11 protein-coding genes are annotated in these 13,320 nt (G+C 38.9%); 4 read left to right on the plus strand and 7 right to left on the minus strand.

Annotation, left to right across the window (positions count from 1 at the left end; translation table 11 throughout):
* Positions 1–52 precede the first annotated feature (52 nt).
* Entirely contained in the window at positions 53–1,390 is a 1,338-nt protein-coding gene (gene ffh / locus T391_RS0100805) for a signal recognition particle protein (RefSeq protein ID WP_027326747.1), read from the minus strand.
* Between the two features lie 159 nt (positions 1,391–1,549).
* Here ffh and T391_RS07495 point away from each other — a divergent pair, with 159 nt between their 5' ends.
* The 3 genes from T391_RS07495 to T391_RS0100820 are packed head-to-tail and all read left to right on the plus strand — an operon-like array spanning position 1,550 to position 3,358.
* A complete protein-coding gene (locus T391_RS07495; RefSeq protein ID WP_051420498.1) occupies positions 1,550–1,954 on the plus strand; it encodes a Fur family transcriptional regulator in 405 nt (134 codons plus the stop codon).
* Between the two features lie 2 nt (positions 1,955–1,956).
* Positions 1,957–2,802, plus strand: coding sequence for a fumarate hydratase (locus T391_RS0100815; protein WP_027326748.1), 846 nt, complete (start codon positions 1,957–1,959; stop codon positions 2,800–2,802).
* Positions 2,803–2,812: 10 nt separating this feature from the next.
* The gene (locus T391_RS0100820) at positions 2,813–3,358 is read left to right on the plus strand and encodes a Fe-S-containing hydro-lyase (protein WP_420806123.1); all 546 of its coding nucleotides are present in this window, start codon (positions 2,813–2,815) and stop codon (positions 3,356–3,358) included.
* Between the two features lie 24 nt (positions 3,359–3,382).
* On the opposite strand, the gene T391_RS0100825 is transcribed toward T391_RS0100820, so the two are convergent.
* Positions 3,383–3,820: a flagellar FLiS export co-chaperone gene (locus T391_RS0100825; RefSeq protein WP_027326750.1), complete on the minus strand. Its 438-nt coding sequence runs from the start codon at positions 3,818–3,820 to the stop codon at positions 3,383–3,385.
* A 102-nt stretch (positions 3,821–3,922) separates the two neighbouring features.
* Between T391_RS0100825 and T391_RS0100830 the strand changes: the two genes are divergently transcribed.
* A complete protein-coding gene (locus T391_RS0100830; RefSeq protein ID WP_084340073.1) occupies positions 3,923–5,245 on the plus strand; it encodes a M99 family carboxypeptidase catalytic domain-containing protein in 1,323 nt (440 codons plus the stop codon).
* On the opposite strand, the gene hsrA is transcribed toward T391_RS0100830, so the two are convergent.
* The 5 genes from hsrA to T391_RS07500 form a co-directional block, all read right to left on the minus strand.
* Entirely contained in the window at positions 5,227–5,898 is a 672-nt protein-coding gene (gene hsrA, locus T391_RS0100835; RefSeq protein WP_027326752.1) for a homeostatic response regulator transcription factor HsrA, read from the minus strand. The two genes, T391_RS0100830 and hsrA, sit on opposite strands and share 19 nt — an antisense overlap.
* 23 nt (positions 5,899–5,921) lie before the next feature.
* The gene (gene flgL, locus T391_RS0100840) at positions 5,922–8,447 is read right to left on the minus strand and encodes a flagellar hook-associated protein FlgL (RefSeq protein WP_027326753.1); all 2,526 of its coding nucleotides are present in this window, start codon (positions 8,445–8,447) and stop codon (positions 5,922–5,924) included.
* Positions 8,448–8,508: 61 nt separating this feature from the next.
* Positions 8,509–10,833: a tetratricopeptide repeat protein gene (locus T391_RS0100845; RefSeq protein WP_027326754.1), complete on the minus strand. Its 2,325-nt coding sequence runs from the start codon at positions 10,831–10,833 to the stop codon at positions 8,509–8,511.
* Positions 10,834–10,938: 105 nt separating this feature from the next.
* The gene (gene traF, locus T391_RS0100850) at positions 10,939–12,057 is read right to left on the minus strand and encodes a conjugal transfer protein TraF (protein ID WP_027326755.1); all 1,119 of its coding nucleotides are present in this window, start codon (positions 12,055–12,057) and stop codon (positions 10,939–10,941) included.
* A gap of 34 nt (positions 12,058–12,091) precedes the next feature.
* On the minus strand, positions 12,092–13,318 hold the full coding sequence (locus tag T391_RS07500; protein WP_051420499.1) for a molybdopterin molybdotransferase MoeA: 1,227 nt from the start codon (positions 13,316–13,318) through the stop codon (positions 12,092–12,094).
* Positions 13,319–13,320: the final 2 nt, after the last annotated feature.

The following is a 13,320-nucleotide window of genomic DNA, read 5'->3' on the forward strand; positions in this document are numbered from 1 at the left end:
TCCTCCTTGATTTTTTGAGTTTAGCTCTAGATTCTACAAGAAAAAAATTTTTTTACCTTGGAAATTTACCCTTCATTTGTTGCATCATTCCCATGAGGTTTTGCATCCCCCCTTTGCTACTGAGCTTTTTGGCCATTTTTGAAGCATTGTCAAATTGTTTGATGATGCGATTCACATCAGCGATATCTAGCCCCGCACCTTGAGCGATTCTTTTGCGTCTAGAACCATTGAGAAGATCTGGATTTTCGCGCTCTTTTTTTGTCATCGAATTCACCATAGATTTGATGGATTTGATTTCTTGGGAATTGTCTAGATCGACATTTTTAAGTGCTCCTGCCATATTGCCAAGCCCTGGAATCATCCCTACAAGATTGCCAAGATTGCCAAGTTTTTTGACATTTTCAATTTGGGCAAGAAAATCTTCAAAATTAAATTGCCCTTTCTTGATTTTTTTGGTGATTGCCTTTGTTTCTTTTTCACTAAAGACGCTTGAAGTTTTTTCTGCCAAAGTTGCGATATCTCCAGCACCCATGAGACGAGAGATGATGCGATCAGGTAAGAAAACATCCAAATCTGCCACCTTCTCTCCACTTCCAATAAAACGCAAAGGAAGCCCTAATTGATAGGCGATTGAGAGTGCGATACCTCCTTTGCTATCGCTATCAAACTTACTTAGAATGACGCCATCGATTTTGATTTTTTGATGGAAGATTTCAGCATTGCGAACTCCTTCTTGGCCACTCAAGCTATCAGCCACATAGAAGGTTTCAAAGGGTTGAATGATCGTTTTTACTTCTTGAAGTTCTTGCATAAGATGCTCATCAATAGCAAGGCGACCTGCTGTGTCAAAAAGCAAAACATCATAGTGTTTATCTTGAGCAAAGATAAGGGCTTCTTGTGCCACTTGTTGGGGAGATTGTGCCGATGATTCAAAGAAATCAACTTCAATTTGTTGTGCGAGCTGTCGAAGTTGTTCCACCGCTGCCATTCTCTGGAGATCACAAGGGATAAGTAAAACTTTTTTGTTTTTGTTCTTTAGATAATAAGCGAGTTTAGCAGTCGTTGTGGTTTTTCCACTTCCTTGAAGTCCGACCATTAGGATAGATGTAGGTGGTCTTGAGGCAAATACAAAGCCTTGATTTCCCTTGGTGTCAAGCAATGCTTGAAGACTATCTTTGAGAGCTTGAAGAAAATTTTGTTTGCCTATGCCTTGGGCTTTGGTTTGAAGTTCAATTTTTTGCAACAATTCCTTGACTGCCTTATGATAAACATCATTTTTTAGAAGAACTTTTTTGAGTTCGTCAATGGCGCGCGCAAGAGACTTCTCATCATCATTAAAACGGATTTTGTTGGCGATACTTTGAAAAGATTCACTAAAAATTTCAAACATTTACTTTCCTTGGACAATAAATAGCTATTCTAGCCTAGATGACATGAAAACCATAAAATATGTAGTGAAAGGGTAACATTATCTCATATGTTCTCATTTAAGATGCGTATTTTAGATATTAAATTTTGGGATTTGTTTTGATAAAAGGAGAATGTAATTATGAATTTTGAAGAAGGATTAAAACAAAACGGACTGAAAATCACTCCTCAGAGAGTTGCGATTCTAAAAGAAATCCAACGACGAGGACATGCGACGATTGAGGAGATCTATGAGGATATTTTGAAGGAATACCCATCGATCTCTTTGGCAACGATTTACAAAAACATCATTTCTTTGTGTGAAGCAGATCTAGTCAAAGAAGTCAAGGTGAGTTTGCAAAAGCAGAGATATGAAATCAACTGCGGAGAGCATGCACATATCGTTTGTACAGAATGTGGAAAACTTGAAGATATTGAGTTTGGTATGGAATCTTTTTACCATAATGCTATGATCACGCGGTATATTCAGCCGTCTTTTGTCTCTATGACTATTTATGGAAAATGTAATCAGTGTTTAAAGGAGTGACCATCAAAACAATTGAAGTATCTAAAATCTCATTTGAGGTAGCTAAGCTTTGTATTCAGGCTTGTAGGGATATGAGTCCTGATGTATTGAGAGCCTTTAGGGAGGCTCATGCCACTGAAAAATCTCCCTTGGGGAGGGAGATTCTCTCACAATTGATTACAAACTCTGAGATCGCACGCCAAAAAAAGATCCCTATCTGTCAAGATACTGGTCTATGTGTGGTGTTTGTTGAAATTGGTCAAGATGTGAGGATTGAGGGTGGATCACTTGAAGAAGCGATCCAAAAAGGTGTAGCTATGGGATATCAGGAGGGGTATTTGCGTAAATCGATCGTGAGCGATCCTGTGTTTGATCGAAAAAATACTCAAGACAATACGCCTGCAGTCATTCACTATGATATCGTTGAGGGAGATGGGCTGAAAATCATTGTCGCTCCCAAGGGGTTTGGTAGTGAAAATAAAAGTGCTTTGCAGATGCTTACGCCAGCTCAAGGATTAGAGGGGCTTAAGCGCTTTTTTGTCGAAACTCTTGAGATGGCAGGTCCCAATTCTTGCCCTCCACTTCTTGTAGGTGTGGGGATTGGAGGGACGATGGAGAAAGCTGCTCTCTTGGCCAAAAAGGCTGCTGTAAGGGAGATTGGAAGCTCAAATCCAGATGAGCGATATGCTAAGCTTGAAAAAGAATTGGCAGATACGGCCAATGCGTTGGGAATCGGTCCACAGGGACTAGGAGGTAGCACAACTGTTTTTGGTGTAAATATTGAGTGGTATCCAACTCATATTGCTGGGCTACCTGTGGCGATCAATATCAACTGCAATGCTACGCGTCATGCAAGTATCGAACTTTGAAGGATAGATGATGAAGATTTTACAAGCTCCTTTTGATCATCAAGAGCTTATAGGGCTAAATGCTGGAGATCATATTCAAATCAATGGTAGTTTTTTGGTCGCTAGGGATGCAGCGCATAAGCGTCTTTATCAAAGTATTCAAGAAGGAAGAGAACTTCCTGTTTCATTGCGTGGAGAGAGTGTTTATTATATGGGGCCAAGTCCTGCTAAGGAAGGAGAAGTGATCGGATCGGCTGGCCCGACAACAAGTGGAAGAATGGATGCTTATACTCCTGCTCTTCTGGATTGTGGCTTAATTGCGATGATAGGAAAAGGGTATCGCTCTCCTGAAGTGATTGAAGCAATTCTTAAGCATCAGGCTGTGTATTTTGTATGTATTGGTGGTGCTGGTGCTTTGATCGCACAAAGTATCAAAAAGTATGAAGTGATCGCTTATCCTGATCTTGGTCCAGAAGCAATTGCTCGCATAGAGGTTGAGGGATTTCCATGTATTGTTGCTATTGATTCAAGAGGGAATAATTTCTACAAACAAGGAAGAAAGCTGATGGAGGGTTAGCCCCCCCCCCTTTTTTTTTATGTTTTAGGCTAGAGATAGTGTTGAGTATTTATGAGAGCCTAGATTGTAATGAGAATCTAGATCATCTTCTTGATCAAGAGAGGCAAATATCTCATCTAGGATAATGGAAATTTCTTGTTGTTTGTCTTGGATAAATGAAGTGATATCTTCTTTGGAATTGATCTCAATCAGAGATGAGAGATCATCGATATAAAAATGACGATTTGTGTTGGGAAGTGCAAATTCCCTTTCAAATAAATTTTCTCCCATAAAAGTGCAATTTTTAATAAGTTCTTTGACTTTTTCATGATGATTTAACTCTTCTAGACATTGCTTTAAGCACTTATTGAGAGTTTGTAAAATGCCAATGAGCTGATTGGTGTCTGTGATGTTGCGCGTGAGCTTAGATGTGTGAATCTCTTGCTTGCCCAAATGCTTCTCAAAGATGGAAAGAGCACTCATATTTTGTCCTTTGTGAGGAAATTATGATTTACAAAAGCATTTTTTGTTCCTCTTTATGTTGAATTTTTCAAGCTAATATTCCCAGAAAGATGAAGGAAATCTATGAGGCTATTTGTTGGATTTTTTCTTAGTTTGCTTTGCTTGATGGGGAGCGATGTTTTGGATTTTGATCTCATTAAGATGCCAACGCAAAAACAAGCCAAGCCTCTTGTATTGATCATTAGTGGAATTCAGGGGGATGAACCTGGAGGATTTAATGCGACTAATTTATTTTTGCAGCATTACAAGATTCTCTTGGGTGAAGTATGGGTCGTTCCCAATCTCAATCGTCATAGTATTCTTAGAAATCACCGCGGAATTTATGGAGATATGAATCGCAAATTTAGCACTCTAAGTCAAGCAGACAAAGAATATGAGCTGATTCAAAAAATCAAAACAATTATTTTAAATCCTCAGGTTCAAGTCATTTATCATCTTCATGATGGAGGTGGATTTTATCGTCAGACCTATATTGATTCTTTGAGAAATCCCAATCGTTGGGGGAATTGCTCTATCATTGATCAAGAGATGTTGCAGGGAGCGTATTATGAAGATCTTCTAAAACTCTCTCAGAAAATCACACAAAAGATCAATCAAAAGATACTCAATGATGTGCATCTTTATCATACGCGCAATACTCAAACGCGTCTTCATGATAAAGAGATGGAAAAAAGCTTAACCTACTTTGCCATTACACACCAAAAAACTGCTCTTGCCAATGAGGCAAGCAAAAATCTACCACTCAATGAGCGCGTGTATTACCATCTTCTTGGGATTGAGGGCGTTTTAAGTGAGCTTGGAGTACAATTTGAAAGAGATTTTAAGCTAACTCCTCAGACAATCTATAGCTTACTTTATAATCGTAACTCATTTATTGAGATTGAGAATCGTATCAAGCTTCCACTTTTTGACTTGCGTCCAAGGCTTGCATTTTTTCCTTTTCCCAAAGATAAAGCATTGGATTCTGTGCAGTTTCGATCCAACCAATATATCGTAGGCTTTTTGCCTAGAGGAGATCAGATCGTGATGAAATATGGGAATCGAGTTTTGAGCTCTTTATCTCCTCTATATCTTGAATTTTCCAATGCCTTGCCAGAGGTCGAAATCGAAGTTGATGGAAAAAAGCAACGATTGAAGATGGGCGATATCTTTGAGGTTAGACACTATTTTGAAGTATATTTGGAAGATACAGACAAGCGTGTGAATATCATTGGGTTTCATGGAAAGTATGATAATGAAATCAATGAAAGGGTGGAACTTAAGAATTTGATGAAGCAATACTCAATCGATAAGTTTGGTAAAAAATATCGAATCGAGTTCTATGACAAAGCAGGGCGTTTTTTGGGGATGTTGATTGCGGATTTCTCTCAGTCTTCTTCTAAATAACAGAAACGATAGCCTCTTTTTCTGATGGTATCGATAGTTTTGATTCCAAAAGTTTTGTCAAGTTTCTGACGGATTTGATTGATTGCTACTTCGATGACATTGGGAGTGACTAGCTCTGGCTCTTCCCAAATCCAGTCTAGAAGCTCTTCTTTGGAGATGATTTGATTCCTATGTTTTGCCAAATGCACAAGAATTTGAAAAGCCTTTCCTTTGATCTCAATTTTGTGTCCATCAAAGAAGATTTTTTCATCTTTGGGCTGAATGATGAGCTGGTGAATTTGGATGGAGTTTGATCCCCATAGCCGTAAACGCGCCTCAATCCGTGCTAGAAGAATATCTAGATCAATAGGTTCTGCCAAAAAATCATCAGCCCCACTTCTTAGGGATTGAATCTCAAGCTCTTTGCGATACTTGGATGCAAGAAAGATGATAGATGTTTGCATAGAAGTGGTTTTGATCCAGGTGCTAAGTTCTAAGAGAGATCCTTCTGTGAGATTTTGATGAGCGATGATGAGTCCATAATGACGCATCTCAATGAGGTATTTTCCATCTTTGATGCTTTCTGCAAGATCAACTTGAAAGTGAAATTGCTCAAGTCTTTCTTTGAGTGATTTGACAAAAGAATGATGATTGAGGATAAGTAAAACTCTCATGGTTTTAAGGAATGTGAGGAGGATTAGACATAATCAAGGATCGACATCTTGTTGATTTTGCCTGCTGAGTTTAACACGGCGTTGTAATTGGCGCTGAGATTTTGAAATTTGTTATACGCTTCGGCAACATCTGCTCCCATATTTTCTGCACGCAAGGATTGCACTTGAGTTTTGAGAATCTCATTTTTGGTAATTGAGTGTTCAAAGCTTTTACCATAGGATCCATTGAGAGCGATGATTTTGTTGAGATGTTCTTCAACATTTTGGATTGCCTCAAGGCTATTTTGAATCCCAATATTGCGCATATTTGGGTTGAAAGAATGAGGAAATTCATCTGGTCTATAAATCCCTTCTTGGACAGCTTTGATGGCTTGATCTAGAGAATCAAAAAGGTTAAGTTGTGGTCGATTGACACTTAGAGCAGTATTGGCATGGAGTAATAGACCTGTTTGAGTGTCGCGCAGGGCTTGAGCAGAAAAATCATTGCTATTTGTATTGGACATCGAAAACTCCATTTGGCTTGGAGATCGCATACGATCGCTGATTTCAATCTGCCCATTTTGATTGAGTGAGAGCTCGACTTTGCCTTGTGATTGCAAAAGAACCTTTTCATAGAGTTCTTTTTGCTCAAGCGTGTAATTGTCAGGATTTTGAGATAGTGCTTCATATACTTTGTCATCAAAGTTTGAGTAATTTAAAACTACTGCCAAGGCATCCATAAATTGGCGATAGGTCATATCTTGTGGTGTTGCTAGATTGAGTGCGCCTTTTTCATTGAGATTGACGATGGGAATCTTGATGATGGGAGATTGACCATCGTTGATTTGTTGTCGTGGGAGTTCAAAATATGCACCTTTGGGATTAAAGACTATTTTTGCTTGGATGGCTTTGCCATTGTGATCTTTGAGAGATAGATTATAGACTTGTCCTCCAATATCTCCAGCCACCTCATAAAGTTTTGTTTGATCTGTTGCAAATCCATCTTTAGAAAGCAGAATTTGAGAAATATTTGAGGTGAGCTTCGATCCATTTTTTTCAAAAAAGACAGAATCATAAGTGTTTTTATAATCTGTGGGGACTCCATTGGTGGGATTACCTATCTGATCGTGTGTGCTCAATGTGAGAGTTAGTGTCGTGGGTTTCCCAGTTTTTTTGGCATCAAGATCTGTGAGGATGATTTTGCCATCTGCAATCTCGGCTTGGACATCGTGTCCATTTTGGCTATAAAACACTTCGATATCCTTGAGGACATCATAAATTTTTGTATTTTTTGTGGAGAAGCTCAAAATTTGAGGAATTTTCTCAGAATCTTGATTTTTGGAAAAACCACCATCAAAACGAATCGAAACAACTTCTGAATTAAAAATCTCATCAAGTTTTGTATTGACATTTGCAGGAGATTTTGTTTTTTGTGAAATCAGAGATGAGGGGAGAGCGATTTGATCCTTTTGGTAGGGATTTTGGATGGCTTGGATGGATGAGACCATGTGGCTGCTGAGATATGGACTTTTTTGGAAGCTAATGATGGGGGCTCCGCTTTTTTCAAGATCATCAAGATTCTCAACATCTGCTGAGCTTGCTAGGAGATTGAAGTCTAGATTGGAGCTTCCTGTCACAAGGGATCTGATTTCTATTTCACCCCAAGGATTGAGTTGTACATCGACGACTTTTGTGGCTTGATTATTGCCAAATTCTCGTCCAATTTTTTCAAGCAAATCACTGACTTTTGTGGCATTGTCAGGATTGTTGTAGCCCTTATCAAATTCAAATTTTGATTTAAATCTTGAACCATCTGGTCTTATTCCGCGCAAATAAAAATAAACTTTTCCATCATTGCTGGGATCATCATCATTATCTCCAATGAGATCTCTTAGGGTGTCTGTTGCTTTGATAAATACCTCTTGTGAGGGTTCATTTTTGTTGAGTTTATCCATCACTTCTGGGTGAAGTTTGCTGAGATTGTATTTTTTGACATTGCCTGTCACCATTGCTAGAGAGTCTGAATTGTGACCAAAAAACAGATCACTCCCAGGGATATTGTATGGGACACGCACATTAGATCCGATGAGGGCTTCAAGCTTCTGGCTATTACCCCGATATTTTCCATCTTGGGCAATAGGCTGAGTTTTGACTTTGGTTCCACTAAAAAGATAATCGCCACCAATTGAGGTGTTGGCGATATTGACCATATGGTTTCTAAGTGCGGAGAGTTCACTGGCGATAGCTACTCTTGAGGAGGCGTTTTGGGGTTGGTTGGCAACTTGAATGAGCTTTGTTTTGAATTGCAAAACAGCCTTATTGAATTCATTGAGAGCTTTATCTGTATTGATGGTCATATTGTAGGCGTTTTGAGCGACATCAATCCCTTGTGTAAGGGTTGATTCTTGGTAACCAAGCTGTAGATCTCTTTCATAAATGTGGCTATTTTCATAGGGATTTTGGATTTTTTTCCCTGAAGCAATTTGTGCGTTGAGTCTATTGAGTTTAGTTTGTAACGAATCTTGTGAGTTTTGAATCTGATTATATTTTGAACCAAATGTAATTCTCATTACGCCCTCGCTCCTACACCACTTTTGCTACTTGCAACTATCGTCAGCAAAAAAGATTCCTTTAATCTTGTAGGGATTTTTTGCATAGATTTTGCCAATTTGTCTGTTCTTGGATTTGCAAACACTTCTCAAAGCTTGCTTTGTAGTCCTTACCCATTGCCTTAAGGAGTGCACCTTGCATATAAAATGCTTTTTGTAAATCTTTGGACTGAATCTTTTGCTTGAGCAAGGATTCAAGATATGTATTTGCTTGATCATACTGTTTGCTCTGCATCAGTGAATAGATCAAGATAAAGTCTACATTGGGAGTGTAATCAAAAAATTTAATTTTTTGTTGAAGTGAAAGGATTTCTTTTGCATAGATTTGGACAGCATTTTGATCTCCTAGTGTTTGTGCATTTTTGAGCAATGCATACCATACTTCAAGCATCCTTGAATCTTGATTGAAATTTTTTTCCAAAAAAGGCAAAAGTTTTTGTGCTTGTGAGATGAGATTGAGCTTAGTAAGATCATCAAAGAGTGTGAAGCCAATATCAAGATATTGTTTGTCATTGAGTGCTTGAGCAAGGCTTAGAGCATCTTCTCCAGCTTTTCTTGATTGAATAAAATCACCAAGTTTATTTAAAACCTTGCTTGTTCGATAGATCCAGGGTAGATTGCTTTGTGCTTCTTGCTGGTCAAGATTAGGGATCAAGCTTTTGGCATCAGAATAATAAGCGATTGAATATAGGCAATCAAAGAGCTCAATTCTGGATTCGTGTGATAGATCTTGAGTATTGCTTCCTTTGAAAAAATGGGGAATTTGCTTGCATTGTTTGTTTTTGAGGAGATCAAGGATGATTTGTGTTTTACTTTGTGCAATAAGTGGAGATTGGGGGATAAACTCTTGAAGTTTTAAAACCTCTGGGTATTGTTTGAGGTCAAAAAGGAGTTGTGCTTTTTTGAGATAAGCCTCATGCGCAGCATCTGTGTTTGGATATTTTTGGATGATTTGATCATAGAGGGCAATTTTTTCATCATTGCTTAGATTTTTGCCCATTTTAAAAAGAAGTCGATCATCTCGTGCAGCAACAGTCTTTATCCGTTTGGAGTTTGGGAAAGATTTGAGATAGAGTTGATTGTAGTGATGAGCTTCTTTTGTATCATCTGCTTGCTCATACCAATCGCCCAAATCAAAAAGAAGCTGTTCTTGATATGAATCTTCTTTGGAAATTTGCGGAAAGAGAAGGGATCCGATCTGTGATGCTAGATGATACATATCGTGTGCTACAAGTTTTTTGAGAGTGAGAGAGGTTTGATTGGGATCTGTAAGAAAAAACTGTGGATCATCTTTGATGATGGTTTGGATGAGATTGTTTGCTTCTTTTTTGTCACGCGATATCAAAGCAAGTCCCCACTCAAGCAGAATCTCATTTTTGATTTGTTTGGAGTGGGCTTGTGCATAAGCTTCAGCAAACAGATTGGGAGCGACTTTGAGTGTGGATTGATCGGAGAAATGTTTGGCTAGTTGCATCTTGGCTAGCGCATTCCATTCTGTTTGTGGATATTCATCAATGATGCGCCTATAGTTGTAATAAGCTTCTTTATCTGATGTATTGAGAATGTAAGCATTGGCAAGATGATAGAGAATTTCAGGCATATTTTTGTCTGAAGGTGATTGTTTGATCCATTCAATTGAGGATGAGATGAAATCATCAAGATTTTCTTTGGAGAGAAGGTGTGAGGTTGCTTTGATTTTATAGAGCAAGAAATCTTTTTCAAAGATACTGCCAGGATATGTTTTGAGCGCTATTGATGCTTGCTTGATAGCTTGTTTATAATTTTTTTGTTCATAGAGATTCTTGATCCCTTGAAGCTGTTTGAAGTCCAAACCTTCTTCATAGTGAAGTGGATTTAGGTTGATGTCAAGTTGAGTGATATAGAGATCGTTGTTGCTTGGGATTTGGATAGGGAAATTTAATCCTGTGCTAGAGTGATCGGATAAGAAGGGGATTTTGTCCTTAAAGCCAACGATTTGCCATTGTTTGGATTTTTTGGGACGCTCTTTTGGGATCCTATTTTGAGCTTTGAGATCAAGGAAAGTTGCAAAAAGTCTGAGCTGATATTTGGGAGTGATGGTAAGGACTAGATTTCCATTGATGATTGCATTGGAGAGATTGAATAAGGCTGTGTTTGTTGGTACAAAATTATTGATGGGGGTTTTGGGAATAGTGCATGTGATAGAGGTGATCTTCCCATATACATCTTTGTTTTCAAGACATTCAAATGCGGTTTTGTGCTTGAGATTTAAGATAGAGAAATCTTGATTTTGCTCTTTACCAAAATTGACTTGGATTTCCAAGGCATGAAGATAAAAGATTGGAATCAGCAGAAAAAGGAGGCGCACTTGATATCCTTTTGGAGGCTTGCAAAACCCTAGTTTGATGATTTAAAGAGGAGATTTTATACAAAATTTTGAAGTTTTTTACATCCTCCCCCTTTTTGAGGGGTGTTAGAATGAGAAACCAGCACCAACTTGGACAGCCAAATAATCAGGCATCGGGAATCCATTGAGAGGGTTTGTTTTCTTTCCAAATTGAACACCCACATCAAAGAAGGCAAGCCCAAGTCCAAGAGAGAAAATTAGATCATCTTTGTTTTGAAGATCTGTTGCGATCCCTCCACGGAGAGCAATATATTTGAAATCTAGAGTTGATCCGACGCTGATCATTTGATTGTTGATCTCAGAACCCAAGAATTTATTTTTGGTTAGATCTCCATCTACAGCCAGCGTCCAAAATCCGATATTGAGAGCAAGCCCAGCTCTTGCTTGAGGATCGATTTTGATCTTATCAAATCCCAAATCAAATGATGGGGCATTGAGATTCTTGCCTACAACTCCTAAAGTGATGTATTTGACTGGCTCATAAACGACACCAACATCTACACCGATATTTGAAACACTTTTGCCCAAATCGATCTTTAGAAGATTTTTGAAAGGATCTGTAATGTTGGCATTGTTTGAGAATCTGAAATTACCGCTTGTGCCTGAGAAATTCATATATTTGGCTGCGACACCGATACTTAATTCCCCAACTGGTGTTTTAAATTCATATGCATAGCCAACAGGGACTTCAATCAAAGTGAGTGCTGAGAATTTTGCTCCTAGGCCAAGATCTTCGATTGTTGTTTTGTGGCTTAGATCTGACAAGTTGGCATGAGCGGAACCTTGTGCGGCAATTTTAAGGAATCCTCCCACAGCAAAGGCACCAATACCAAAATCAGGAAGTTGCAAAACCGCACCATCTTGACTGCCTAATCCAATGCTATTGTCTTGGAGTAGCGATTGTAGATCTTGGATATCTTTTGCATTGAGATTTTTAAAATTACGATTAAAAATACTCCAGAAATTCTTGCTCCTTGAGTGTGCTTCGGCAAATAGTCCAAGCTTAAAGCTACTATCTGCAGCGATCAATGCAGGATTGTAGTAAAGCCCCCATGGGGATTTTTTGACTGCCACACCAGCTCCGGCCATCCCAAAAGATTGGCTTCCCATTGTTCCAAATTCCATCCCTACAACTGAAGAAAACACGATAGATGAGAGAGCAAAAGCTTTGAAAATCTGTTTCATTTGACTTCCTTTGTTTGTTAAAAACTAAAATAAGTTAATGTTGGATTATATCCAAATTGATGATTTTAGAAACCCGATTTGAAAAGCGACATGGGAGGGGAATGATGTCAATTTCTCTTCCATCTTGCACACTAGAGATTTCTTCATCAAAGATTGCGATTGCGTTGCAGGCTTGAAGAGGCTTGAGCGAACCAGATCCATATTTCCCTTCCATAAAAGGACTAAATGAGTAGCCATCAAAGATCCCCAAAATCATATGAGCTCTACCTTTTTTGAGTTTGAGCATTCCTTGATGTTTGGCACGAACTGTGGAAAGAAAATATTGTGATGATCCGCTGAGTTTTTGGAGTGTTGGGAGAACAAGAGTGATGAGGTTGAGCGCTCCACTGAGTGGATTGCCAGGGAGAGAAAAAATCAGAGTGTGATTCAATCTAGCACAAAGCATGGGGCGACCAGGTTTGATATTGATGCCATGGAAGAGGATCTCTGCCTTTTTGGCTTTGAGTATTTCTTCAAAAAAATCTGCCTCTCCTACGCTTGCCCCTCCACTTGTGATGAGAACATCGTATTCATCCAATGAGCTAAGTCTATTTTGCAAAATCTCCTTATCATCAGGAAGGATTCCAAGATATTGACTCTCAAAACCTGCTTCTTGTAGGAGTGCGTGATATGCGATTGCGTTGGTATTGTAGATTTGATGCTCTTGGGCACTTTCCCAAGGCTCTTTGAGTTCATCACCGCTTGCAAAAATTGCAATTTTGTGTTTTTTGTAAGTTGGAATTGTGTGGATGCCTTGTGAGGCCAAAAGTGCCAAAGCAGCATAATCCAATCTCTCTCCTTGTCGCAAAAGTGCACTTCCTTGCGCATAATCTTCTCCACAAAGTTTGATGTTTTGATTTTGTTTGATGGGATGAGTAGGGATGACTTTGTGATCTAAAATCGTGGCGTGCTCAAAGGGAATCACTGCAATTGCATTAGATGGAATCTTGGCCCCAGTCATAATTTTGATGCACTGATGAGGGGGAATGAAATCAATCCCAATTTCACCTGCCAGCACGCTTCCTCCAAGTTCATATTCAGATTCTATAGAAGCAATCGCATAGCCATCCATAGCAGAATTGCTAAATGCAGGGAGATTGCGTGATGCTAGGATGGGTTGAGAGAGGATCTTGCCATAGGATTCAAAAAGTGGAGTGTATTGGCTTGAGAGTGGAAGAGACTGAGCAAACAAAAGATCGAGTGCAGCGCGAAGTGAAATCATAG

It is taken from the genome of Helicobacter pametensis ATCC 51478, from assembly GCF_000518225.1.
GTDB classification, from domain to species: Bacteria; Campylobacterota; Campylobacteria; order Campylobacterales; family Helicobacteraceae; genus Helicobacter_G; species Helicobacter_G pametensis.

What these genes read in the sequence shown, in the direction of transcription:
- ffh (WP_027326747.1), bottom strand. Translation starts at nt 1,390, where the DNA reads ATGTTTGAAATTTTTAGTGAATCTTTTCAAAGTATCGCCAACAAAATC.
- T391_RS07495 (WP_051420498.1), top strand. Translation starts at nt 1,550, where the DNA reads ATGAATTTTGAAGAAGGATTAAAACAAAACGGACTGAAAATCACTCCT.
- T391_RS0100820 (WP_420806123.1), top strand. Translation starts at nt 2,813, where the DNA reads ATGAAGATTTTACAAGCTCCTTTTGATCATCAAGAGCTTATAGGGCTA.
- T391_RS0100825 (WP_027326750.1), bottom strand. Translation starts at nt 3,820, where the DNA reads ATGAGTGCTCTTTCCATCTTTGAGAAGCATTTGGGCAAGCAAGAGATT.
- T391_RS0100830 (WP_084340073.1), top strand. Translation starts at nt 3,923, where the DNA reads ATGAGGCTATTTGTTGGATTTTTTCTTAGTTTGCTTTGCTTGATGGGG.
- hsrA (WP_027326752.1), bottom strand. Translation starts at nt 5,898, where the DNA reads ATGAGAGTTTTACTTATCCTCAATCATCATTCTTTTGTCAAATCACTC.
- flgL (WP_027326753.1), bottom strand. Translation starts at nt 8,447, where the DNA reads ATGAGAATTACATTTGGTTCAAAATATAATCAGATTCAAAACTCACAA.
- traF (WP_027326755.1), bottom strand. Translation starts at nt 12,057, where the DNA reads ATGAAACAGATTTTCAAAGCTTTTGCTCTCTCATCTATCGTGTTTTCT.
- T391_RS07500 (WP_051420499.1), bottom strand. Translation starts at nt 13,318, where the DNA reads ATGATTTCACTTCGCGCTGCACTCGATCTTTTGTTTGCTCAGTCTCTT.